Annotated in this window: 17 protein-coding genes, 2 pseudogenes and 1 other annotated feature; of the genes and pseudogenes, 7 read left to right on the top strand and 12 right to left on the bottom strand. The window is 67.9% G+C overall.

What is annotated here, in order from left to right; all coding sequences use genetic code 11:
- The first annotated feature begins 2 nt into the window (after positions 1-2).
- The 3 genes and pseudogenes from ACFC0B_RS24975 to ACFC0B_RS24985 form a co-directional block, all read left to right on the top strand.
- Positions 3-584 carry a transposase gene (locus ACFC0B_RS24975; RefSeq protein WP_376089814.1) on the top strand — a complete coding sequence of 194 codons (582 nt, stop codon included), beginning with the start codon at positions 3-5 and terminating at the stop codon, positions 582-584.
- A complete protein-coding gene (locus ACFC0B_RS24980) occupies positions 485-1,246 on the top strand; it encodes an IS3 family transposase (RefSeq protein WP_376090309.1) in 762 nt (253 codons plus the stop codon). The genes ACFC0B_RS24975 and ACFC0B_RS24980 overlap by 100 nt, the downstream gene beginning before the upstream one ends.
- A 143-nt stretch (positions 1,247-1,389) precedes the next feature.
- A pseudogene (locus tag ACFC0B_RS24985) lies at positions 1,390-1,545 on the top strand (amino acid transporter); the annotation flags it as partial.
- 116 nt (positions 1,546-1,661) lie between these two features.
- Here the strand turns inward: ACFC0B_RS24985 and ACFC0B_RS24990 are convergent.
- From ACFC0B_RS24990 to queC, 6 genes and pseudogenes are all read right to left on the bottom strand, one after another.
- A pseudogene (locus ACFC0B_RS24990) lies at positions 1,662-2,520 on the bottom strand (transposase); the annotation flags it as partial.
- A 275-nt stretch (positions 2,521-2,795) separates the two neighbouring features.
- Positions 2,796-3,305, bottom strand: a complete 510-nt coding sequence (locus tag ACFC0B_RS24995) for a VUT family protein (protein WP_376089817.1) — start codon at positions 3,303-3,305, stop codon at positions 2,796-2,798.
- Positions 3,306-3,908: 603 nt separating this feature from the next.
- Complete coding sequence (locus ACFC0B_RS25000; RefSeq protein WP_376089820.1) at positions 3,909-4,676, bottom strand: GTP cyclohydrolase I FolE2; 768 nt, start codon at positions 4,674-4,676, stop codon at positions 3,909-3,911.
- Between the two features lie 2 nt (positions 4,677-4,678).
- Positions 4,679-5,035 (bottom strand): 6-carboxytetrahydropterin synthase QueD, encoded by a 357-nt coding sequence (queD, locus tag ACFC0B_RS25005; RefSeq protein ID WP_073923584.1) that lies wholly within the window; start codon positions 5,033-5,035, stop codon positions 4,679-4,681.
- Complete coding sequence (queE, locus tag ACFC0B_RS25010; RefSeq protein WP_376089824.1) at positions 5,035-5,670, bottom strand: 7-carboxy-7-deazaguanine synthase; 636 nt, start codon at positions 5,668-5,670, stop codon at positions 5,035-5,037. The genes queD and queE overlap by 1 nt, the downstream gene beginning before the upstream one ends.
- Positions 5,671-5,672: 2 nt before the next feature.
- Entirely contained in the window at positions 5,673-6,371 is a 699-nt protein-coding gene (gene queC / locus ACFC0B_RS25015) for a 7-cyano-7-deazaguanine synthase QueC (protein ID WP_376089827.1), read from the bottom strand.
- A gap of 588 nt (positions 6,372-6,959) precedes the next feature.
- On the opposite strand from queC, the gene ACFC0B_RS25020 reads away from it, so the two are divergent.
- The 4 genes from ACFC0B_RS25020 (at position 6,960) to dbpB (ACFC0B_RS25035) (ending at position 11,226) form a co-directional block, all read left to right on the top strand.
- A complete protein-coding gene (locus ACFC0B_RS25020; protein ID WP_376089830.1) occupies positions 6,960-7,724 on the top strand; it encodes a hypothetical protein in 765 nt (254 codons plus the stop codon).
- Positions 7,324-7,389, bottom strand: a sequence feature (sul1 is cis-regulatory element that is thought to sense ions involved in sulfur or methionine metabolism; They are found in Alphaproteobacteria). It overlaps the preceding gene by 66 nt.
- A complete protein-coding gene (gene dbpB / locus ACFC0B_RS25025; RefSeq protein WP_376089833.1) occupies positions 7,721-8,854 on the top strand; it encodes a DGQHR domain-containing protein DpdB in 1,134 nt (377 codons plus the stop codon). The genes ACFC0B_RS25020 and dbpB (ACFC0B_RS25025) overlap by 4 nt, the downstream gene beginning before the upstream one ends.
- Entirely contained in the window at positions 8,851-10,071 is a 1,221-nt protein-coding gene (gene dpdA / locus ACFC0B_RS25030; RefSeq protein ID WP_376089836.1) for a tRNA-guanine transglycosylase DpdA, read from the top strand. The genes dbpB (ACFC0B_RS25025) and dpdA overlap by 4 nt, the downstream gene beginning before the upstream one ends.
- Before the next feature lie 45 nt (positions 10,072-10,116).
- On the top strand, positions 10,117-11,226 hold the full coding sequence (gene dbpB, locus ACFC0B_RS25035) for a DGQHR domain-containing protein DpdB (protein ID WP_376089839.1): 1,110 nt from the start codon (positions 10,117-10,119) through the stop codon (positions 11,224-11,226).
- A gap of 70 nt (positions 11,227-11,296) precedes the next feature.
- Here the strand turns inward: dbpB (ACFC0B_RS25035) and ACFC0B_RS25040 are convergent, their stop codons facing one another.
- Genes ACFC0B_RS25040 through dpdG form a run of 6 tightly spaced genes read right to left on the bottom strand, consistent with a single transcriptional unit; the run spans position 11,297 to position 22,877 of the window.
- Positions 11,297-13,300 (bottom strand): hypothetical protein, encoded by a 2,004-nt coding sequence (locus tag ACFC0B_RS25040; RefSeq protein ID WP_376089842.1) that lies wholly within the window; start codon positions 13,298-13,300, stop codon positions 11,297-11,299.
- Positions 13,282-13,821, bottom strand: a complete 540-nt coding sequence (dpdK, locus tag ACFC0B_RS25045) for a phospholipase D-like domain-containing protein DpdK (protein ID WP_376089845.1) — start codon at positions 13,819-13,821, stop codon at positions 13,282-13,284. The genes ACFC0B_RS25040 and dpdK overlap by 19 nt, the downstream gene beginning before the upstream one ends.
- Positions 13,818-18,269 carry a protein DpdJ gene (dpdJ, locus tag ACFC0B_RS25050; protein ID WP_376089848.1) on the bottom strand — a complete coding sequence of 1,484 codons (4,452 nt, stop codon included), beginning with the start codon at positions 18,267-18,269 and terminating at the stop codon, positions 13,818-13,820. Before dpdJ ends, dpdK begins: the two co-directional genes overlap by 4 nt.
- 16 nt (positions 18,270-18,285) lie before the next feature.
- The gene (locus ACFC0B_RS25055; protein ID WP_376089851.1) at positions 18,286-18,969 is read right to left on the bottom strand and encodes a hypothetical protein; all 684 of its coding nucleotides are present in this window, start codon (positions 18,967-18,969) and stop codon (positions 18,286-18,288) included.
- On the bottom strand, positions 18,959-22,018 hold the full coding sequence (dpdH, locus tag ACFC0B_RS25060) for a protein DpdH (protein ID WP_376089854.1): 3,060 nt from the start codon (positions 22,016-22,018) through the stop codon (positions 18,959-18,961). Before dpdH ends, ACFC0B_RS25055 begins: the two co-directional genes overlap by 11 nt.
- Entirely contained in the window at positions 22,011-22,877 is an 867-nt protein-coding gene (gene dpdG, locus ACFC0B_RS25065) for a protein DpdG (protein ID WP_376089857.1), read from the bottom strand. The genes dpdH and dpdG overlap by 8 nt, the downstream gene beginning before the upstream one ends.
- Positions 22,878-22,879 lie beyond the last annotated feature (2 nt).

Genomic DNA, 22,879 nt, shown 5'->3' on the forward strand with positions numbered 1-22,879 from the left:
GGATGATCACTGCCTTCGGGGTGACACAGGGACAGGAAATGCCGCGCAGCCCGGCCATCCTGTCCCCCGGCCGCCCCGCCAACCAGTCGCCCGTTCATCCTGTGACCCCCACTCACTGTCAGGTCGCGGTCAGCGTCCACGCTGCCACGGACACCGCGTCGTGTCCGCTGGACTGGCAGTTGTACCTGCCCTTGGAGTGGACTGACGAGTCGGACCGCTGCCGCCGGGCCGGCATCCCGGACGGCACCGTTCACCAGGAGAAGTGGCGCCTGGCGCTCAGCCTGCTCGACAACGTCTCCGGATGGGGGCTGACGGCTCCTGTGGTGGTCGCGGACGCGGGCTACGGCACCAGCACCCCCTTCCGCCACGGCCTGGAGGACAGGGGCCTGTTCTACGTGCTCGCGCTGACCGGGAAGGAAGTCGCGCACGAGGTGGAAGCCGAGCCGAACCGGCCGCACTACGGCGGGCTGGGGCCGTCCGCCGGATCCACGCGGACTCCGGTGAAACCTACGGTTCCCCGCGTGTCCACGCCGTCCTGCGGCGCGAGGGCACCCGCGTCGGCCGCAAACGCGTCGAGCGCCTGATGCGCCAGGCCGGCCTGCAAGGCGTGAGCCCGCGCCGGCCCCGCGGATTCACCCGCCGCGACCCGGTAGCCGACCTCGCTCCGGACCTGGTGCAGCGCGACTTCACCGCCGCTGCACCGAACCGGTTATGGGTGGCCGACATCTCGCTGATCCCAACCGGTGAGGGCCCGTGGTGGCTGGCCACGATCCGCGATGCCTTCTCCCGCCGGATCGTCGGCTGGCACACCTCGGAGCGGGCGGATGCCGACCTGGTTCTCACCGCCCTGGAATACGCGCTGCACGGTCGGCCAGTCGAGCCCGGCAGGCTGGTCCATCACAGCGACCACGGTTGCCAGTACACGTCCCTCAAGCTCACAACCCGCTTGCTGAAGGCGGGAATCGAGCCGAGCATGGGAAGCGTGGGCGACTCGTTCGACAACGCGCTGGCGGAGAACTTCTGGAGCGTGTTGAAGACCGAGTGCGTGCGCCGCACGACCTTCGCGACCCGCACCGATGCCGACATCGCACTGTTCGCCTACATCGACGGCTGGTACAACACCCGCCGCATCCAAAAGCGCCTCGGCTGGCTCAGCTCGGACGAGTTCGAAGCCAAGCACTACGCCGACCAGGCGACGGCCGAACCGGTGGCCGTCGAACCACCCACACCCATCCTGACCAGGTAATCACCACCTCCCGCGCAGCGGGGGAAGCTCAGGCCAGGCGGGCGGCAATGGCCAGCCCGAGTCATCAGTCGGCGCGCCGGAAACGAGAGCAACGTGCTGGTCAGTACGCGGATCGGCTCCGCGTCCCGGTGCGGAATGCCAGGATGGGTGTCGTGAACGACACGCACGCGACCGTGCCGGCGCGGGGACGGTGGGCTCCGCTCTCATCGCGACAGACCGCCGAGTTGCTGGCGGGGGCCGACTTCCCCTGGTGGATCGCCGGAGGCTACGCGATTGAGCTGGCCGTTGGTGAGCCGTATCGCGAGCACGGCGATCTCGACGTGCTGGTGCTTCACCGCGATCAGGACAAGGTCCGCCGCTCCTTTGGCGGATGGGATCTATTCATGGCCGATCCTCCCGGAGCCGGGATGCTGCGCGGCTCGGTGATGGACCATCCGACGGAGAAGGACGCCCGGATCCCGCGGGAGCGCAGGGCTCGGATGTGGGCCAGGAAGGCTTTGGCGGAGCCGGCGCTGTCGGCGCGGATGAGGATCTCGGGTGCCGTGGCGGTGGGCATCGGGTATCTGGGCGAGCGCGGCGTCGAGCACGCTGATGCGGTCGGTGGCGGTGTTGGCCGCGGCGTTGCCCGGCCGCAGCACACCTGCCAGGGCCTCGCCGGTGTTGTTCAGGAAGCACAGCAGCGGGTGGTAGCCGAAGCCGTGCTTGTAGGTCGGTGCCGCGTGCTCCTTCTCGGAGTGGCAGGTGACCAGGGTGGCGTCGATGTCGAGGATCAGGCCCGGCAGTTCGCGTCCGCCCGCGTGAGAAGCGGGGATCCCGTCGCGGGTCTCGCCGGCCTGCAGCCAGGCGATCTCGCGGGCGGCGGCGCGGGCCGAGCGCAACGCTGCGAGCGCGGCAGGATCGATGGCGGCCAGCAGTCGCCACGCGGTCGGCGTGGAGGCGACCGGGCCGAAGACCTCGGGCTGGTCGCGCAGCAGCGCGAGGTCGGCGATCGCCTCGCCGCCGTCGGCGAGCATCACCGCCATATCGGCGGCGATCCGGCCCGGTTCGTGGCCGGTGCCGCGCGGGCGGAGCCGACGCAGGGCGTCGCCGAAGGCCTGCGTGAGGCCGGTGGCATCGGCGAGATCGGCGAGCAGGCGCGACCCGGCGTGGCTGACGACCCCGCGCCCGTCGGTGGAGACGACGAGCCGGGGACGTGACCCGGTAGTGTGCACGTAGAAAGTGCCTTCCTGCTGGGCTGACGGAGACCTTAGACAAGCCTCATCGTCCCAGTTCAGAAGGCACTTTCGCGTTCCCGCTCATGATCCGGACACGGCCCCAAGTGAAACGCGCAGGTTAGTCCTCGCCTGGCGGCGGCTCACCATCTTCCGGCCGTCACTTGACGATCGGCCAACCCCCAACGATAGGGAAGGAGAGCAGCCCCGGCCCCATGGAATCCGGTGCCCGCAGCGGCAAGCGAGGGCCCGCCCCGAAGGGCATCGGGACGCTACGGGCGAACCGCCAGGACGATCACCGAGCGCGGGCCGCTGACGGATCGAGGTTAACGCCCCTCTCAGGTGGTGGCGAGCCTGCGACGGGCGGCGATGACGGCGACTGCGGCAACTGTCATCCATGCCTTGCCCAGCAACTGTCCTGGCAGGAACTGGAGTGAGCCGAATGCCATTGTGAGGAACACCAGACTGTCGGCAAGCATCCCGACCAGGTTGGACACAACCATCGCGGTGAGCAGGCCGCGCTTTCGAAGCGGCTCGTACACCATGAAGTCAAGGCCTTCGGACAAGGCGAATGCGGCAGCAGACGCGGTCGCTAGCGCTGGGCTGGCCAGCGAGTAGGACAGAGCCGCGCCCACAAGCACCGCAGCGGCGACAGGCCAGCGGCCAGCAGTTTCGCGAGCGAGGTCACGCAAGACGAGGGCTATGCCAACGAGATATACACCTGCTGGCGCAAGGTAGCCAAGGCCAACTGGGACGACGCCGAAGTGAGTGACCGCCATGTTGGCGGCAGGGATGGTGGCGATGTACGCGACCAAGGCACCGACAGCGCCGAGGCGTTGAGCACGCATGGTTCTCCTTAGTGTTACGGGCCGCGAGTTGACGGCCAGGTGGCAGGGCGCGGTCGAAGCAGCGTATTCAGGCCGCTCGGAAGGTGATCAACACGGGCGACCACGACGTCTTGAGTCAGGGCACGCAACCCCTACTCAGCAAGGCTGGCCTGTGGAGCGACTTCACACCTTGATCCGGCCGCCAACTTCCGTGATGGCAGCCGCCCATGCGGCGCTTCACGGTGAATACTTGCGCAAGTAGGCGCCTGATGAGCGAGTTTGACGTCGATGTCAAACTACTCGGTAGTGTTGAGCCATCATAAAGGGGCCCCGCCGCGTGAAGGCGGGACCCCTGTGTCTACCTACAAAGTGTGGGACTGAGAACTGTGCCTGTCGCCCCAAGCCGGGACCTGCAGCGATGATTGGCGGTCACTTTCCCATGTCCATTTCAGTCTCGCTGGCGTTCCTCACCATGCCGACCCTCATTTTGGGCAGCGCGGGGGGCAACACGTGGAGGGGAATTCCCGCCCTGCCGCCTCGGCTCTCCGCGCTGAACGCGCATAGCGAGAGGACAACGTGCTGACGTGCGAGCACCCCTATTGGGGCCGCACACGTCAGCATGAGTCATCCGGAGATGCGGGCGATCGCATCGTGGCTGTGGATGCTCTCCAGGTTACGGACGCTCACCGAGTGAACAAACCCCCGTTCCCGACAGGCAAGAGAGATGTCGCGAGCCATGTCCTCGACGAAGACCGGATGGTCGTACGCCTCCATCGTCAGGGCGCGCTCATCGGGTCGTTTGACGAGGGGCACTACGGGAGCGGATGCGCAATCCCTCAACAGGTTCACAGCATCGTGGACAGGGAACGGGTACGGGCCGTCTCCCCTGCCGGTAACGGCCAACGAGACGCGGCTGCGCTGGTTGTGCGCGCCATAGTCCGAGATTGCTTTTGAGCACGGACACAAGCTTGTGACCTCGCAGGTCACATTGGTCACCACCACGGCCTCGCCGCCATCCAGGTGGCCTTCGATGGACACATCGTGAACCTGCCAGGACCCCACACCACTCGATGGCGCAGTGACAAGAGTTCCGATGGGCATTGAAACAGTGACGGTCAGCGAGGAGACGTCCAGAAGGTCTGCGCCGACCTTGAGGACCTGCGGTAGTTGCCGCGGGTCGAACTGCTGGAGATGCTCGTGAACCAGCGCGACCATCCGGCTCATGTGTGTGCCGCGGCGGTCATGCGGGAGTCGAACCGTGACAGTGAGATCGGCGATCCCGTCCTGCCGAAGGTATCCATCGTCGAAACACACCGGGTAGCGCAGGCCGCTGATACCGACTTCGTCGATCTCGATGCCTCGGAGGTCGGCTTCGTTCTGGATGTCGTGCATTCTCACTCGCCCCGATAGGTGCACCCAGAGGTGCACGTCTCTCGGACCGTCAGGGCGGAAAGTGCCGGCAGGTCGGACTGCAGTCGGTCCCAAATCCAGCGGGCCAGGACCTCGCTTGTCGGGTTCTCCAAGCCTTCGATCTCGTTCAGATAGTAGTGGTCCAGGCGGTCCTCGATCGGCTTGAAGGCGCGCTTGATGTCACCGAAGTCCATGACCCAGCCGGCTTCGCTGTCGACCGGAGCCTCCACGTGCACGGTGACGCGGTAGGAGTGCCCGTGGAGCCTGGCGCACTTGTGCCCCTCCGGAACCCGGGGCAGTCGGTGAGCGGCTTCGAAGGTAAACTCGCGGAAGATTTCCATTACCGAATTCCCAGATACTTGTGCGTCTGAAGCGAAAAGCTCCAATGCGGGTTCTTCATGCAGTACTCGACGGCCGCCCTGGTGTGCTCCTCCAGCCTCGGACCGTCCATCGGCTGGAGCCTGAAGTGGCGGAAATCCAGGTCCTCGAACTGGGTCGGGTCCCCGCCCTCCTGCGGATAGACGAGCTTCAGCTCGTCGCCGCGGGTGACGACCAGATCGGAGCCGATCTTCGGACTCACACAGAGCCAGTCGATCCCGTCGGGCGCCTTCCTCGTTCCGTTGGTCTCCACAGCCACCTCGAAGCCGCGCGCGTGCAGCGCCTCGATGGCGGGTTCGTCCAACTGCAGGAGAGGCTCACCGCCGGTGCACACGACGAAGCGGTGGTCACGGGCCTCGAAGGGCCAGGCCGCCTCAACCGCTGCGGCGAGGTCTTCAGGCGTGGCGAACTTTCCGCCGCCATCGCCGTCCGTTCCCACGAAGTCGGTGTCGCAGAACTGGCAGATCGCCCGCCCTCGATCCTTCTCCAGACCGGTCCACAGGTTGCACCGGGAGAAGCGGCAGAAGACCGCCGGACGACCTGCGTGGCTGCCCTCCCCCTGAAGCGTGTAGAAGATCTCCTTGATCAGGTACGCCATCCTCACACGTCCCGGTACTGCACCGGGTCGACGGCGCCGGCCTCGGCAAAGCCCTTGAGGCGCATCAGGCACGTGTCGCAGTGCCCGCAAGCCCGCCCCTGCTCGTCCGGGTCGTAGCAACTGGAGGTCAGCGAGTAGTCGACGCCGAGACGCAGTCCCTCGCGGACGATCCCGGCCTTCGAGAGCGCGATCAGCGGCGAGTGGAGCTTCAGCGCCCGCTCGCCTTCGATGCCGGCCCGCGTCGCCAGATTGGCCATCTGCTCATACGCCTCGATGTACTCCGGCCGGCAGTCCGGGTAACCGCTGTAGTCGACAGCGGTCACACCGGTGAAGATGTCCGTCGCACCGACGACCTCCGCGTAGGCCAGCGCGTAGGAGAGAAAGATGGTGTTCCGCGCGGGCACGTACGTGATCGGGACACTGCTGCTCTCCGCCTCCTCCACCGTGTCGTGCTTGGGCACCGCGATGCTGTCATCGGTCAGGGCGGATGCACCGAAGACCGTCAGGTCGAGGTCGACGATGATGTGACCCCGCGCACCCTGGTCGGCGACGACCCGCTTGGCGGCCTCCAGTTCGATGCTGTGCCGCTGGCCATACCGGAAGCTGAGCGCATACGGGTCGTAGCCCTGCTCCTTGGCGATGGCCAGCACAGTGGTCGAGTCCAAGCCGCCGCTGAGCAGCACGATCGCGGGACGTCCCATGGTCGATCCTCCAGTTAGGTCTTCAGAAGCTAGGGCAGCCTACAGCGTGATCTAGGCCAGACAGTAACTGCTACCACTGACAAGTTACTGGCGCCGAGCATCAACCCGCCCTGCCACAACTAGTGCGATGAGCTGCAACGCGGACGGACGCCAGTCCCGGCCGCCGCCGTGCGCACAGGTACAGTGGTGGACCGGGTTCACGCGCCAGGGGTCCGCCCGCCACCCCACACCGAGCATCCCGACACAAGGCTGAACCCGACGCAGGGTGCTCGCCACGTCACAGGAACCACACCTTTCAGCCGGACAGGTCTGTCGGACAAGTCTGCCTCGGCACGGGCCGACCCTGCGGGGGCGGAGCCCGTGGTGTGAGCTTCAGCTGAGGTGACCGGCACACAACGCTCCAACTAACCGCTAGAGTAACTAAGACCTCAAAAAAGTTACGGATTTCCTGGAGTCGACCGCGTGCGCTTGCTTTCCATCGTGGTCACCTGCACAGACCGCAAGGTGTCAGCGCCCATCCCCGGGTTGCGCGTACGTGATCTTCCAACAGTTGACGCGGATCAGCGTGCTTCCGTTTGGAAGAGCCGCATGAAGGCTGCCGAGCAGCGGGTCCCCCTGACCGACCTCTACCAGGGAGACCACTGGGCCAAGGCGCAGGCCCTGGTCCCGCTCGCCTCGAAGGCCGGGTTCACACCGGAACTATGGGTCGCTTCCGCGGGTCTCGGACTTCGGCCGGTGACCGATACCGCCCCTGCGTACGCGGCGACGTTCAGCCTCCGCCACGCGGACTCCGTGGCGGCATCGCCCGACGACTCCGCGCGGTGGTGGCGCTGCCTTCAGGCGAATGACAGCAAGCGTTCGCTCGCGTCCCTGTCACAACGCGGCCACATGCTCCTGGTCCTCTCCGAGGCCTACGCGAACGTCATGGCCTCTGATCTCGACAGCCTCGCCCAGGGGGCGAACGACACTCTCCTGATAGGCGGCGCGCAGAGCCACCCGGGGATCACCCGGGTCCCCTCGGACGCGACGCTGCGCCACGCCCTCGGCGGCACGCTCACCAGCCTCAACGTGCGGATGGCCGCGGCTTGGTTGGATCGCTGCTCGAACGCCCGGTTGACCTCGCCGGAAACCCGGGCGGCGTGGAACACCTGGACCGCGCAGGTCTCGAAGCGGGAGACCTACAACCGCCTCCCCCTCACTGATGAGGCGGTCATCGAATTCATCCGTACGAACCACGCTCAGCACCCCGGCCACTCGCGAACGCGAATGCTTCGCGAGTTGCGCAGCCAGGGCCTGGCATGCGAACAGAAGCGGTTCGCGCACCTCTATGCAGTAACGGTGGAGAAGCAATGACAGCGAACGTCCTGAAGCGCCGGGCCCTGCGGGTCGAGCAGCACCCGTCCATCCCCCTGTACGTCTTCGCCCTGGCGGCCGAGGAGGTCAGCCAGGTCGCCGACGTCGCCCGCATCTCCCGCGACGAGGCAGGCAAGCTTATCGGCTACCAGCGCCCGGAGAAGAAGCAGCACGTCAAGCAGATCCTGGAGTACCTCGACAGCGACGAGGTACTGTTCCCGAACGGCCTGATCCTCGCCCTCCCCTCCAACGTCAGATTCAAGTCCAGCCCGGGCCCGTCGAGCAGTGACGGGCTGTGCACCAGCGGCACCATCGAGATCCCGCTACCCGACACCCCGAACGCGCCGCGACCGGCCTGGATCGTCGACGGTCAGCAGCGCAGCCTTGCCCTGGCCCGAACCCGCAACTCCCGTCTGGCGGTGACGGTCGCCGGGTTCGTCGCGGAGGACCTCGACACCCAGCGCGACCAGTTCCTGCGGGTCAACACGGTCTCCCCGCTGCCGACCAACCTGGTGTCCGAGTTGCTCCCCGAGGTGGGCACTGCACTGCCCACCAAGCTGTCCGCGCGCAAACTCCCGGCAGCGCTGGTGGAGGCCCTCAGTCAGGACAAGGACTCCCCGTTCCGAGGCCTGATCCGACGAGCCTCCACCAGCCCTGACCAGAAAGCGGAGGCCGTCGTCGCCGACAACAGCCTCATGCTCGCGATTCAGGAGTCCCTCAACCTCCCGTCCGGAGTGTTCTCGCCCTACAAGAACCTGGCGAGCGGCACGGTCGACACCGCGACGATCCGCAGAATCCTGGTGGTCTACTGGACGGCCGTGCGCGATACCTTCCCGCACGCTTGGGGCCTGCCGGCCACCCGCAGTCGCCTCATGCACGGCGTCGGCATCCGGTCCATGGGCCGGCTGATGGACCGGGTGATGGTGAACATCAATGCATCCGCTCCCGACGCCGTCGAGCAGACCCGCGCCGAACTCGGGCTGATCTCCTCGTCCTGCCACTGGACGACCGGTCGCTGGCCGGACCTCAACATCCCCTGGAACGAACTCCAGAATAATCCGCGACACATCAGCACGCTGTCGAACTACTTGCTCCGAATCTACGTACAGGCAAAGGCCAACGCCTCGTGAAGTTCTACTTTCCGGACAGCCAGGACATGGTCAGTCCGAGCTATGACTTCGTCAACGACGAGTACTCACCGCACCGTGTCCGCCAGCGTGACGACGTCTACGCGCACGAGATCGTCAAACCCGTGCCGTACGACGGCCTCCTGGTGAGCAAGGCCATCGTAGACGGCTCCGTCAGGGGCGCGGGCAAGTACTCGACGCCCCAACGCGAACGCCTCTACCGGCTCGGAGTGAAGAGGTTCTTCCGACTCGAAGCGGACATGGCCACGCTCGGCGACTGCGGCGCGTTCAACTACATCGACGAGGAGCGCCCCCCGTACGAGGTGGAAGAGGTCCTCGACTTCTACGAGGACTGCGGATTCGATGCCGGCATCAGCATCGACCACATCATCTTCGGCTACCTCCCACTCGGATCCCCCGAGCAGCCGAACCCGGCCTGGGTGCAGCGGCAGGAGATCTCCCTCGGACTCGCCGAGGAGTTTCTGGCAGCCGTGCGCCGGCGCGGCGAGAAGATCCAGCCGGTGGGAGCCGCCCAGGGGTGGGGGCCGGAAAGCTATGCGGACAGCGTCGCCCGACTGCAGAAGATGGGCTACCAGCGCATCGCCCTCGGGGGCATGGTGCCGCTCAAGTCCCACGAGATCCTCGCCTGCCTCCAGGCGATCGACGAGGTCCGCAAGGCCGACACCGAACTCCACCTGCTGGGCATCAACCGTGTCGACTCCATGAAGGAGTTCGCCGCACACGGGGTGACCAGCTTCGACAGCACTTCGGTGTTCCGGCAGGCCTTCATGGACGATCGGCACAACTTCCACACCACGACGGATTCCTTCACGGCGATCCGGGTACCCCAGGTCGACGGCAATCCGACCCTCAAGCGGATGATCCTCGCCGGCGCCGTATCGCAGGCGGACGCCATCACCGGGGAACGGGCCTGCCTGCGCGCGCTGCGTGCCTACGACCAGGGGGCCGCCTCCCTCGACGAGGCGATGGAAGCCCTCAGGGTCTACGAGACCCTCGTCCTGCCACCCAAGAAGAAGAGCTATCTCCCTGTCTACGAGCACACGCTCCGCTCCGCTCCGTGGCGTGCCTGCCCGTGCAAGCTCTGCCATGACCACGGCATCGAGATCGCGATCTTCCGTGGCACGGAGCGTAACAAGCGCCGAGGGTTCCACAACCTGTCGGTCCTCGAAGCGAAGATAAGCGCGATCCCCTTCGTCTGACACCCGCCCCATCGCGCCCGCCCCGCAACTGCTCTAGGAGAAAAGGTGGCCGACCACCACACTCTGCGCCTCCCGGCCCTCGAAGTGCGCCAAGGAAGCCGCCGCATCTACTGCTTCGCCGTGGACGGCAAGAGGCTTCACGACTTCACCGCTGTATCGCGCGTCCGCCGGGACGACGACGACCTCCTTCAGGGCTACCAGCGTCCCGAGGTGCTCAACCACATCCGGGCGATCAAGAGGTACCTGGAGTCGGACGGGGCCATGCTCCCCAACGCCCTGGTCCTGGCGTTCGACAACTCGGTCAAGTTCGTCCCCTCCCAGCGGAACGGATCCGCCGATCAGGGTGCCCCGTCCATTCCCGGTGAACTGGAGATCCGCTTCGCCGAGACCATGACGGAGGACGAGAAGCCGGCGTGGCTCGTCGACGGCCAGCAGCGCAGCGCAGCCATCCGGGACGCCGATCTCGCCGAGTTCCCGGTCGCCGCAGTCGGATTCATCGCGGACGGCGAGGAGGAGCAACGCTCCCAGTTCATCCTCGTCAACTCGACCAAGCCGCTACCCAAGGGCCTCATCCACGAACTGCTGCCGTCGACCACTGGGCACCTTCCGCCCGCCTACGCCAAGCGGCGCCTGCCCACCCAGCTGATGACCAGGCTGAACGGCGACGTGAAGGGGGCCTTCTACCGCCGGATCGCGAGCCCCACCTCGCCGACCGGCAACATCAAGGACAACAGCGTCCTGCGGATGCTGGAGCACAGCCTCTTCGAGGGTGCGCTCTACCAGTACCGCAATCCGGTTGACGGCTCCGGCGACGTCGACCGGATGCTGCTGCACCTGCGGTCGTTCTGGAACATCATCCGAGAGACGTTCTCCGATCCGTGGAACCTTCCGCCGCGTCAGTCCCGGCTGACCCACGGCGTCGGCATCCAGGCGATGGGTTTCGTTATGGACACGCTGACCGAGGGCGTGCCGGCCGAGCAGGTCGACTCGGACGAGGTCCGAGAGGCGGTTCTGAGCCTGATGCCGGTGGCCTCCTGGACCTCCGGCAAGTGGCGCTTCCCCGACGGCGAGGAGCGGAACTGGAACGGCCTCCAGAACACGCCGAACGATGTCCGCCTGCTCACCAACCTCCTGGTCCGCTCCGTTCGCGGTTAGCCGTTGGGCCCGGGCCCGGGGCTGCTGCGTCCCACGCAGCAGCCCCGGAGCCACGTCCGCGGACGAGCACTCAGTCGCTCTCCGGGCCTCCGGGGGCCAAGGCCTTCACCAGTGCCTGGTAGACCGAGGCCGATCCGGCGCCGGCCGGGTAGACGATGTCGCCACCGCGTTTGACGTGCTGTCCGATGAATCCGGTCGCGGCATGCGTCGCACACTGGGTGATCATCACGACCCGGTCGGCGCTCCGCACCTTCTGGCGCAGCGACGGTGAGCCGACCTTGTCTGCGGCGGTCGAGACCTTCACCTGGGGGTGGTGCTTCTCGGTCAGGTCCTTGACCCGCGCCAGGACCTTCTCGTCCAAGCCGTAGACCAGCACCTTGGCGGGCCGAGGCGCCGTCCCCCCAGCCTGCCGGCCGGCCCTCTCGGGCCACCCCAGATCTCCGTACCCGAGTTCCTCCGACAGCGCACGGGCGACGTCCAGCAACTCGGGGTCGAGGCGCTTCGCCCGGCCGGCCAACGGCGTCAGGAGCGCCAATGAGAACTGGAGGCGCGCATCCTCGTCCGGCGCCGCGTAGGCCAGGACCAGGTCCACGTAGTCCAGCGCCTGCTCGGCGGTCTCCGGCGCCACCCACTGGTCCGCCATCAGCGCCACGTGCTCCAGCAGGTCGCGGTACGCGGACGCGCTGGGGGCGGAACGCAGTGAGAGCGTGAGTAGGAGTCCGAGAACGGCCAACCCCGCCGGGTCCCGGCGGCTGCCCGCCGAGCTGGCGACGACCTGGCCGAGCGTCCTGGGCATCGGTTCCCGGCTGTCGAGCAGCGTCTTGAGGAACGGAGCGAGGGCCGCGTGCCAGAGCCGCTCGTACTCCTCATCCCCGAACCCGGACAGGCGCTCCGCGATGAGCTGGTCGTGCCCCGGATCGACCGCCCAGCCGTCCTGGCCGCCGGCGTCGATCGCGCGGGCCAAGGCGAAGGCCATCTGACTGCCGCTGGCCACCGCTTCGATCAGGTCCACCCAGGAGGCCGGAACCGGCTCCACGGGCTGTTCCGGCTCCGGCTCGCGTTCCGGTTCCGGTTCCACCGCCGGTGCGGCGGCCACACCGAGTGCGGACCTGATCGCGTCTGGCACCGCCGCTGCCCGCCCCGCCGCGTCCAGGCGCCCGACCGCCTCGGCCAGCTGGCCGTTCTCGCCCTGGCCGTGGAGCGCGACGAGGAGGACGGCCGCGGCCGCGTCCCCGTGCCGCAGGGGGTCCTCGCCCGTCGTCGGAAGGTTCCTCGGAACACCCGGCCCCGCGAGCGCCCGGACGGCGGCCTCCAGGCCCTCCGCCTCCAGGGGCGGCCCGACCACGGCGCCGTGGACGGCGGCCAGGACGTACTCCTTGACCTCCCGGGGCGGGTCCAGGAGCAGGGCGCGGTCCAGCCCCGGCAGGCGCAGGAGGCCGGAGTGCTGGCCCCGGACCGCGAGCAGCTTGACCCGCAGACCGATCAGGTTCGCCGGTGATAGTCCGCCCTGGTGGGTGATCTGATCCAGCAGGGCTCCCGCGCTCTGCGGAGCACCCCCGAGCAGCGCGGCCTCGAAGTCCGCGAGCTGCCGGTTCAACGGCTTGGGCGCGGCCCAGTCCCGGCGCGGGGCTGCGTTGACCACGCCCACCATCAGCTCCGCCGCCTCGCGCAAGGGCCTGCGAGCCGCCTTGGTGTCGACGCCGACGACGAAGGTGCTGCCCGGTCCGAACTGCGCGCGGACCCGCTGGTCCACCGGGTCGCGCTCATCGAGCACGGCTGGTGCCTCGTCCCCGCGGGATGCGAAGGAGGCGCCCACGAACGAGGCCAGCAGGTCGCGGACCTGTGTGGTCCTCTCCGGGCTGCGGGCAATGACGTAGAGCCGGAAGCGCTCGTCCTCCGTGAGCCGGGGCAGGACGATCGGGGCCGGGCCGTCACCGAGTGCGCCCTCACGCAACTGCCGCACGGTGTTCGGAAACTGCCCGGCCCGGTTGTGGGACGGGTCGAGGAAGAAGTCCACGAAATCCGCCAGGCGTTCCGGCCCGGCCGGCCGTCCGGTCATCGTCGGGTCACCCACTCGTCCTCCAGTTCCTGCACTGCCTGGACCACCTGGGCGATCTCGGTGGTGTAGGTGATCTGCTCCTTGTTCGCTGACAGCCCGTTCCGGGTGAAGTTCATCGAGCCGGTGAGCATCCAGTCCACACCGCACAGGGTCTTCTCGTGCACGCGCGGGTCGCTGACGACGTACACGCGAGCACCTGTGCCGCCCGGTGCCGACAGCCTCGTCAGAAAGTCCTGGTTCGAGGGCTCAGGCCGGGTGACGACGTGCACCGCCGTCCCGGCCGCGGCGAGGAGCAGCAAGAGGTCGGACAGGCGGCACCGGTCCGGCGGGTCGTCACCGAGCAGGTGGTCGAAGGATCCGTCGGAGTTGTCCAGCAACTCGATGTCGCTGATCCAGGCCGACACTACCCAAAGGCTCCGATCGGGGCCGGGCGCGGCGAGTTCCGCCAGGAGCGCCGTCGTGATCAGGGCGTCGGCGGTCAGCCCGGTGTGCCGACCAGTCCGCACCGTGCGGACCGTCAGGACCGTGTCACTCACTGTTCCGCCTCCTTCAAGGCCACCTTGACACACACGTCTGCACTACCGCGGGACACCCGGTCCACCTCTCCGTACAACCGCAGCACTCCGCGGTCCACCGGGATCAGGGGCACCTGGAGCAGGGTGTCCCGCAGGATCGCCGGGTCGGTCAAGGGACAGAGCAACTCGACGAAGCCGTGCTCGGCCAGCAGGCTCCGGTAGCGGTCCGGCCAGTCGGACAACGTCACGTCGACCTGCGGCAAGTCCTCGCCGTGGACCGCGGCGACCAGCAGGCGGTCGACGACCGCCGGCCGCTTGCTGTCCCGGAAGGGCTGGTAGACCTGCAGGTGGTGGTTGCGAGCGAGGTCTCCGCGGGGCCAGAGCATGCCGAAGACCTGGTCGGCCGTCATGGCTTCGGGGAGGTTCAGGAGACCCTCGCCGGCCAGGTAGGCGACCACACGGGCGTCGACCTCGATGCCGGCGCGCTGCTCGATCAGTTCCCATTCGGCCAACAGCGCCTGAGCCGATCGATCGGTCCGCGCCCCCGTTCCGGGCCGCATCAGGCGGATGGCCAGGGCTGCGACCTCGCTGTGCCGGGGAGGTCCGTCGAAACGGGTCCAGGCACGGCGCAGGTCCGTCAGTGCCTCCGCCGCCTCGGCAGCGGCCTTGGCGCTCCGAAGGTCGGCCATGGCCCGGGCAAGGTCGCCTCCCGGTTCGGCAACGACGTGCCGGACCAGACGGGTCAGCCGGTGGTCCGTGTGCTCGAAGGCATTGGGACGGAGCGAGGCGTCCAGGAGCTTCCAGAACCGGTGCGGGTCTGCGCCGTACTTCTCGGCAAGGCTCTCCACTAGGCCCAGGCCGCCGATTCCGGTCTCGGTTATCCACACCGCCTCGGGGGCACCGCCCGCTCCGGCCACGACGTCGACCGTAAGGTCACCGTCCTGGGCGTCCGGGCAGATCCCCAGCACCGCGTCCAGCGCCGCGGCAGCGAAGGTGTCCCGGTAGGCGCGCCGGGCCAGTTCGGCGGTGCGCTCGACGATCCGGTCACCGAGCAGCAACGTGGCCAACTCATCGAGTACGGAGCAGAGGTCGGGGTCCTGGCTCAGGGCCTGCAGGTCCTCGGCAACGCGCAGGACCGGACCGCCGTCGTGACCGCTCGACTGGTCCTGGTCCTGCCGGTACAGCATCCCGATGATCTGGGGCACCTCGTCGCGCCAGGCTCCCTTCGACAACTCCGCGTGCGTCTTCTGCGGAGTGCCTCCCTTCGTAGCGCGCAGGGTGAAGGCGGAGAGGTAGACCAGGGACAGCCAGCCGAGCTGGAAGACGTTGGCTCGCGCAGTCAGCCGCGGGTCCTCCGCAACGGACTGCATGAACGCCTTGGTCCGCCACTGGGCTCTCCGAAGGTGCTGCTGGACGCCCGGAAGGCCGAAGTCCAAGGGAACGAGTTCGAGAACGAAGGCGTCGACGGTGAGCCCGAAGCCCAGGGCCACCCGTGAATCGCCCTGGGTGTACGTGACCTTGTACAGGGTCGTCTGCCCCTGTTTGGCTACGAGAGTGCCTTCCGCACCGAGGGCCATCCGGCGGACCTCGACGGGATTGCCCGCCGCATGAGTCGCGAAGCCGACCCGGGTGACCGCCCCCTTCCAGGCCCTGTTCTGCGGGGTGTCCGCATCGATCGGCGATTGCGCCGGGTCGGGTGCAATCTGAGTGGCCCAGGTCGCGAAGCCCTGCGAACGGTCGCTGATCGTCTCCGGCGGCTGACTCAGGCCGATCTCATAGGGCCGGACGACCTGGACCGGGCCGATGCCGGTGGCCCCGCTGTCCCACTCGCCCTGGAGAACCCCGTGCTTCACGAAGTCGTCGATGTCGAGTTGGCTCTCCCCGCCCCCGACCGGCACCCAACTGGCGTGCCGGCTGTCCATGTGGGCGTAGCGGCGGCTCACCTTCCCAGGAACCGCCTCCCGGAGCGCCTGGGCGATCGGGAGTGACTCCGACTCGGGCAGGAACGGTACGTCGAACTCCACCTCGGGCAGGTTGAGTGAATTGAACAGCGCCTTGGTAACGAATTCCGGGAGGAAGGCTGTCGCGCCCGGATCATCGCGAACCGGGTCGGACCTCACCGCCACACGGCGCAGCACAGTAGGTGCGACGGAGAGCATCACCGACCGGGGCTGCTCCCACAACAGTGCCTGGGTCTCCTCGGAATCGAGTTGGAGCGAGCCTGCCAGGTGGTCGCGCAGGTCCCAGTAGAGGGCGTCGTCCCCGGCCAGCAGTCGTCGCAACTGCTCCTCAAGGATGCCGAGCGCTTCCTGGTCGTCCGGCCTCGGCGAGGCAGTGCGTCCGATCACCCCGCGGGCGTCCCACGGGGCACCTGACCTCGTCACCAGCTTGTTCAGCCAGTCGACGAAGGCCTGAGCCCCTTGGATCTTGATGATGTGCCGGTTGCCGACCGGGAGCGAGCGCACCGGCACCTCAGGCGAGAACAGGGAGTCGTAGGCCCGGTACGCGAGGCCGTCACGACCGAAGTCGGACAGCACCACGACGGTAGTCGGACGCGTTCCACGTTCACGGCCGGCCCGCCCCCGCCGCTGGAGGAAGGAGGCGGGGTCGTGGGGCGCCTTGTGCTGGATCACCAGGCCGACCCTTGGATCGTTGAAGCCCACCTCCAGCGAGGCCGTGGCCACCACGAGGTTGGCGTCCACGTCGAATCCGGTGTCCTGGGAGGAGGTGCGCCCGATGTCGAGCGGCGTCTGCGTACCGCCCTCATGGAGGTTGTGGCCCAGCCGGACCGGCAGGTCCCACGACTGGCCATCGCGATAGCGCTTGCCGTGGAACTCGTGGATCGGCGAGCGGAGGGCCGCCAGGACCTTGCTCCCCTGGCGACGCACCCGTCGCCCGCCCCGGCGGTACTGGCCTCCCTCGACCTCGCACAGGATGTTGTAGAGCCGGTTCGTCACGTCCAGGTCGTCGGTGAAGGCGAAGCCCGTCGTTCCGAAGAGCGACGTGCCGTCCCGGGTCTGCCCGGGGTGGTCCAGGAGCCGGCCGTAGAGCATGGCGGTCTGGATCGACACCGACAGGAGACTGGCACCCGAGACGGGGTCGCCACGCAGGACGAGCGAGTACTCCCGTCCTTCGTGCTCCATCTCCTCCGGGAAGGGCTCGACCAGTTCCACGTTCTCGGCCGGCAGACCCGTCAGTTGCGCCATGAAGCGGTCGGCCTGCTGAAGGGTCGCGCTGAGGCCGACGAAGGTGACGGCCGACCGTCTGGCGTGGCGCCAGCGCCGGAGCAGCATGGCGGTCTGAGCGCCCGAACCCCCGCTGAAGGTGTGGACTTCATCGAGCAGCACCAGTCGAGGGCCGCTACCGGGACGCCAACCCAGGACGCGGCCCAGTTGGGAGCCACTGGTGTTCCGGTTGAGCATCTCGGTCGTGGTGAACAGGAGTTTCGGAACATTATTGGCGATCGACTTCCTGGTCAGGGCGATGAGCCCGTCCGGAAGGGCCTCACGGCAGTTGAGGCAGGAGAGGATCTCGCGCCCGGCCGCGACATCCGGGTTGCGCCACACCAGCTTCCCGGTCTCGCACGCGGGGCACGACAGGTACGGGCAGACGTAACCGTCCCGGGTCGACTCCCAGGGCAGACGCGACCCGCCCTTGTGGGTGAGGCTGGCGGTCTCATACGGGGTGGCGCCGTACAGGACGCCGATCCTCAGGTGCAGCCCCGGAATCGCCTTGCGGATCGCGAGAACGTTCCGCACGGCCTCCTTCACTTGGTCGCGCAGCAGTTCGATCCGGGGGTAGAGCGCGAGCGTGTGAACGACGCCGGGCCGCCGGTCGGCGGCCATGGCGACGAAAGCCGGCAGGTAGAAGGCCAGGGTCTTGCCACTGCCGGTCCCGGCGCCGACGATCACCGCCTTGCTCCGTTGCGACGGGAGGGCGCTGAGCACGGCTCGGGCCGCCCGCACCTGGAACGCCGACAGGCTGTACGCGCCCCAACCCGCCCGGGCCACGTCCAGGTGGGAGTCGTTCCAGCCAGATAGACGTGCCAGGCCGTCGATCTCCACTGCGGCCGGAAGGTCCCGGCGGGGGTAGCGGCGATCGGCGACGTGCAGTCGGTAGTCCGCCACGAGGCTCCGGTAGGACTGCCACCAGCCGTCCGAGAAACCCGTCGCGACCGGAGGGAACAGTTGCCGGAGCGACGTGGTCAGGCGCAGGCCTTCGCCGAGCCGGGTCCGATAGGCCAGCGGACTCGCGTCGGGCACTGCGAAGAGCAGCCCCCGGTTGAGCAACTCCCGAAGGAGCCGCTCCTCTCCCCAGACCGCAGCCTCCTGGTCCGTATCGACGAACGACCGCAGGATCTCCCCCACCTCGTCCTTACTGAGCGTCCCCCCGGTCACGCCCCAGGTGAGCAGGGGAAGTTCCTGGTCCTCTAGCGCGTTGAGAATGCGGCCGAGGAGCTCACGACCCACTCCAGACATCGGTTCGTCAGCCTGCCTTCCGCGTAAGCCGGATATCGCCCGCCAGGTCAAACTCCCGCAACAGAGTGATCTCCGCGTCGGTCACCTCGGCCAGGGTCAGCGCACCGGACTCGATCCGGTCCAGCACCCTCACCACTGCCGGTGCCAACTCCGTGGCACATTCGAGGGTCTCCTTCAGGGCAGCCACACCGTCAGCGAAGAGGATCACGGTGGACACGTCGAGGTCGCCCTTCGGCGACTGCGCGCCGCGGAGGTCCTTGAGCCTCTTGTCGACTTCGTCCCGCTGCGCTTTCGCGAGCCCAGACCTACGGCCCAGCGGCAGTGCGTCGAGCTGTTCCTGGCACCAGCCGACCCACGCCGTCCGCAGCTCCTCGGCCAGCCTCCGCGCCGAAGCCTCCAGCTTCCGCTGGGCCCCCACGAACGCCGGGTTGCTCGGCAGACCGCCAGCGGCGTACTTCGCCAGCCTGATGTGTCCGTCCATGACGTAAGAGGCGTCGAGGCCGACGCCTGTCCGCTTGGTGAGGACGTCCAGAGTGCGGAGATGGCCTTCCAGCTTCCCGAGCTCGACCGAGATCTCCTGCACCCGCTTGGCCACGTGCTGGCGCTGGTTCTCGTCCTGCTGATCCGCTTGGATCGCCCGGACGCCGGCCCGCACCCTGCTCGCCTTCTCTGAGGTCGTCTCAGTGCTCATCAGCCGCGTCCTCCATCGCCTCTTCATGGCCCTTGACCAAGTCCGCCCAGCGATCGAGCAGTGCGGTCACCTCGTGGGCGCTGTTGTTGGTCAGGCCCGCACTCCTGCGCTCCATCGCGGCCAGTACGAGATCCAGGTCCGCGTCGCAGAGGGACAAGAACTCGTCCAGCACCCGGAGCCGCCCGTCCCGTAGCGCCCCGGCGATGAGCACCCGCTGGCGGACCGAACCGGGGTTGGCGGCGAGGGATTCGACATCCCGTTCGAGCCGCTGCACGTCACTGGCGTCCAAGCCCTTGATCCGCTCCCGGAGCCCGGCGACCTGGTCCAGCTTCGCTCGTGAGATCCCGCCGAGGTTCACGCTCAAGGCGTCGTCGAGCGCGGCGTGCACCTCGCCTACCAGATCCGTGAGGGCCCCGCCAGCGTAGTGGCGCCGGATGGACACCAGCACTCCGGACAGCCCGTCGATCTGCTCGGTGAGCAGGTCCGTCCACCTCCGGAACGGGCTAGCCGCGCCCTTGGCCCACTTCGGCAGGTCCAGCACAGAGTCCCAGTCCCAGCCGTCGAGGGCCCGCCGGAACAGGGGCAGCGCTCGGGCCGCATCGATGACCGACACCTTGCCGGCTCCTTGACCGCGGCCGAGCGACCTGCGGAGGAGCATGACCAGCTCGCACCGGTGCTTGAGGTGCTCCGCCAACGCGGCGGACCACCTGGGCGCGTCGAGCGCGGAGCCATCCCGGGCCCAACCGTCGCCGGTGTGGAACACAGCGGCGAAGAGTTCCTCCTCCTCGCTCCGCCCCGGCATGACCTGGCCTGCGAACGCCGCGCCGAGCAGCGACACCCGGATCCCCGTGACGAGGTCGTCGTCCCCGGTCTCCGTGGCCTCGACGAGCCGCTCCCACATCAGCCCCGCGTTTTCATCAGCGAGTTCGGCGAGACGGATGGTGTCCTCGCCGCGAGGGCGCCCGGCCTTGGCCGCCAACTGGACGACGCTCTTCAGGAACTCGCCGTTCCCGGGGTTCCTCGCGATGGTGACACGCCTCTTCGTCGTCACCAGGTTCTCTGCGACGGCGCCTTCGATCGACACCGTGTCCGAACGGACAAGGGCAACCGGCCACCCTGCCTTGGCCTCGTCGTGGGAGAGCGGCTTCACTGGCGGTAGGTTCCACCCGTACCGGTAGTAGACGGCCCGGGCGACGGCCTTCCGCAGGTCACCCGACACGTCCTGGGGAAGCGGTGCGCCGTGGGTCCACTCCTCGATCGACTCCAGGCGCTTCCGGAGCGAGTTCGGAACGGACACCGCCGTGGCGGGGCCAGCCACGGGGCCAGCGGCGAGCCTCGGCTTCTCCTCCTGCTCCCTTTCCCGATGCTCGGGCTGGGGCGGAACTCCGCCCTCGGGGGACGGCAGTAGCGAGAACGCCTCCGACACTCCCTGCGGGATTCCCTGAACGTTGCTCGGATCCTCGGCCCAGTACTGGAGCAGGGCGACCCGCCGGCCCTGCTCCGGGTCTTCCACGTCGATCAGGTAGTTCGTCACGACGTTGGGGACCCGGAGGTCGATCGTCGACCGCCTGTAGGTGGTGCTGAAGTCGCTTCCCGGGAACGTTCCGTCCTCGATCCTGTCGACGCCGTCACGCAGGATCGGGATGACCACCGAGCCGAGCATCGTCCGGGGCACGAAGGACCAGGGCTTGTCCTTCGGAGCAACCGAGTGTGCCAGGCGCTGGAGAGCGATGCGGTTGAACGGGTAGAGGCCCACGCCTCCCGACTCTCCAAACGCCTCGTGGCACGCTGCCTTGACCGGGCAGCTCTGGCACTTGACCGGCACATTGAGGCCGCGCGACTCCTCCACCGCGTTCCTGCCCACACGCGCCGCGTTGAGGTATCGGCTGACGAACTCGGCGATCTGCTCGGATCCGTCGTCGGTCTCGCCGAAGACGATGTCGAGGTTGTAGGCCACGCCCTCGCTGATGCGTGTGAGGGCCGTTTCGGGAAGGCCTTCGAAATAGCCGCTGGTGATCGCCATCAGGGTGCGCATCGGTGCGATGGCCGACCGGCCCTCACGCGTGGACGCCTCGGTCACCGCGTCGAGGAGGTCCCGCTGCACCCCCTGGATCAGGGCGAAGTCCTCGATCAGGAGGACGATCTCCTTGCCCTCACGCGCGACGATCTCGCGCACCTTGATCATGATGTCGAGGATGCGTCCGACCCCGAGCGAGAACACCCGCTGGACGGCTCTCTCCAGGTGGTCGTTCAGCAGCGCAACCGCTGCTTCCTTGAGGTTCGGCCGGCTGTTCAGGAGCTGGACGACCTTCTGCGTGTCGAGGTGCGCCTTGCGGAACTCCCCGGTGATCGGCAGGTCGTTCGCCGAGAACCGCGGCGGCCGCTCCGCCTCGTTCGGCTTGCGGTCCCGCAGGAGTTGCGATGCGTACTCCGGAACGAACTTCCCTGGCTCCAGCATGATGTCGGCGGTCGCCGGATCCTGCAGCAGCCGCGCCAGTCCCCTGGGACCGACCAGGCTCCGCACGTCTCCCTTGAAATCGGCGGCCTTGGTGTCGGAGAGGGCGAGGTGCAACTCGGCGACGAGCCGTCGCGCGAGTTGTGCTTCGTCCATTCCGTCGCCTAGGGTCCGGAGGTCCTCCTTCACCTTGACGACGTCCTCGTCATCGACGCCCTTGAGCAGATCGTCGATGACGTTGCGCAGGCTCGTCCGCGACTTCTCCAGGTAGATGACCTTGTACTGGTCGCGGAAGGGGATGTTCTCCCTGATCCAACGGACCAGGTGGGACTTGCCCGAGCCGGACTCCCCCACGATCGGCACCAGCAGGGTCCCGGTGTCCGAGCGGCGTTCGAGGAAGTCCTTCAGCACGTCCTGCTCGGAGACGACGGCACCGGAGGGCTCGATGGTGCGGCCGTTGATCCTCGACCGGTGAATGCGCAGCGGGGTGTGGGTGGCCAGGAAAGCGGCCGACGACCCCACCACCGCCTCGGTGTGGATCGTCGAGACGACGTCCTCGGTGGTCCAGCAGACGTAGCGGGTCAGTTCAGCCACGGTCGGCCTCCAGCCGCTTCACCGAGGAGCAGAGCAGCGAGAAGTCGGAATCCGGATTGAACAGCTTGATCTGGGTCGGGGCATCCGACCTCAACTCGAGTTTCAACCATCCCTCGATCTCTCCTCGCCGCAGCGCGAAGGAGAGCGCCGGGCCCGCGTCCAGTTCGTTCACGTGGACGAACCCGAAGTGCGCGGAAAGGACTCCGCCCGGCAGCACCGGAAGCACCCTGCGCAGATCGCGCAGGACCTCCAGGGCCTCTTTCTCCTCCCCGGGCTCCAACAGGTCCTCCACGGACTGCCTGACCGCGGTCCCGCAGTCCGCGATCGACGCGTTGGAGGCGTGGGGCGCCGGTGCCACGAGCCCGGCCGCCGCTCCCCAGATCTGGAACGAAGGCCAGCGCGTGTCATTGCCGAAGACGCCCGCCGGCACGGACTTGTCATTCTGTACCGACGACCACGTCCTGGTGTGGGGATCGGACGTCAGGAACCAGCACAGCGCGCGGGTGAGGTCTTCGGCCACGCCGTCCGCCATGGCCCACCCGCCGGACTCGGACGTGGCGAACAGCGCCGACCGCAAGTTCCGCTGGAACGCGTCGTAGTCGTCGACCCCGACGTTCCGCCCTCGGGGCCCGAGGCTCCAGAGCGCGTCGTCGCCCTGGCCCTCGGTCTCCAGGAAGCCGAGTTCACGGAGGGTCCTGAGGGACATGGTGGTGTCGCTCCCCCCTCCCCCCAAGGATTCGGGGGCCGTGAAGGCGAGGACCTTCCGCTGGGACACGGCGGCCTGCTGGTACGCCAGGAAGCGGAACACCGGCCAGATGAAGTCGGGCCGCGCGGTCTGGGTCGGGTTGAGGTAGGCCACCG

Origin of the sequence: Kitasatospora sp. NPDC056184, assembly GCF_042268405.1 — a bacterium.
Lineage (GTDB): Bacteria > Actinomycetota > Actinomycetes > Streptomycetales > Streptomycetaceae > Kitasatospora.

What these genes read in the sequence shown, in the direction of transcription:
- ACFC0B_RS24975 (WP_376089814.1), top strand. Translation starts at nt 3, where the DNA reads ATGATCACTGCCTTCGGGGTGACACAGGGACAGGAAATGCCGCGCAGC.
- ACFC0B_RS24995 (WP_376089817.1), bottom strand. Translation starts at nt 3,305, where the DNA reads ATGCGTGCTCAACGCCTCGGCGCTGTCGGTGCCTTGGTCGCGTACATC.
- ACFC0B_RS25000 (WP_376089820.1), bottom strand. Translation starts at nt 4,676, where the DNA reads ATGCACGACATCCAGAACGAAGCCGACCTCCGAGGCATCGAGATCGAC.
- queD (WP_073923584.1), bottom strand. Translation starts at nt 5,035, where the DNA reads ATGGAAATCTTCCGCGAGTTTACCTTCGAAGCCGCTCACCGACTGCCC.
- queE (WP_376089824.1), bottom strand. Translation starts at nt 5,670, where the DNA reads ATGGCGTACCTGATCAAGGAGATCTTCTACACGCTTCAGGGGGAGGGC.
- queC (WP_376089827.1), bottom strand. Translation starts at nt 6,371, where the DNA reads ATGGGACGTCCCGCGATCGTGCTGCTCAGCGGCGGCTTGGACTCGACC.
- ACFC0B_RS25020 (WP_376089830.1), top strand. Translation starts at nt 6,960, where the DNA reads ATGAAGGCTGCCGAGCAGCGGGTCCCCCTGACCGACCTCTACCAGGGA.
- dbpB (WP_376089833.1), top strand. Translation starts at nt 7,721, where the DNA reads ATGACAGCGAACGTCCTGAAGCGCCGGGCCCTGCGGGTCGAGCAGCAC.
- ACFC0B_RS25055 (WP_376089851.1), bottom strand. Translation starts at nt 18,969, where the DNA reads ATGAGCACTGAGACGACCTCAGAGAAGGCGAGCAGGGTGCGGGCCGGC.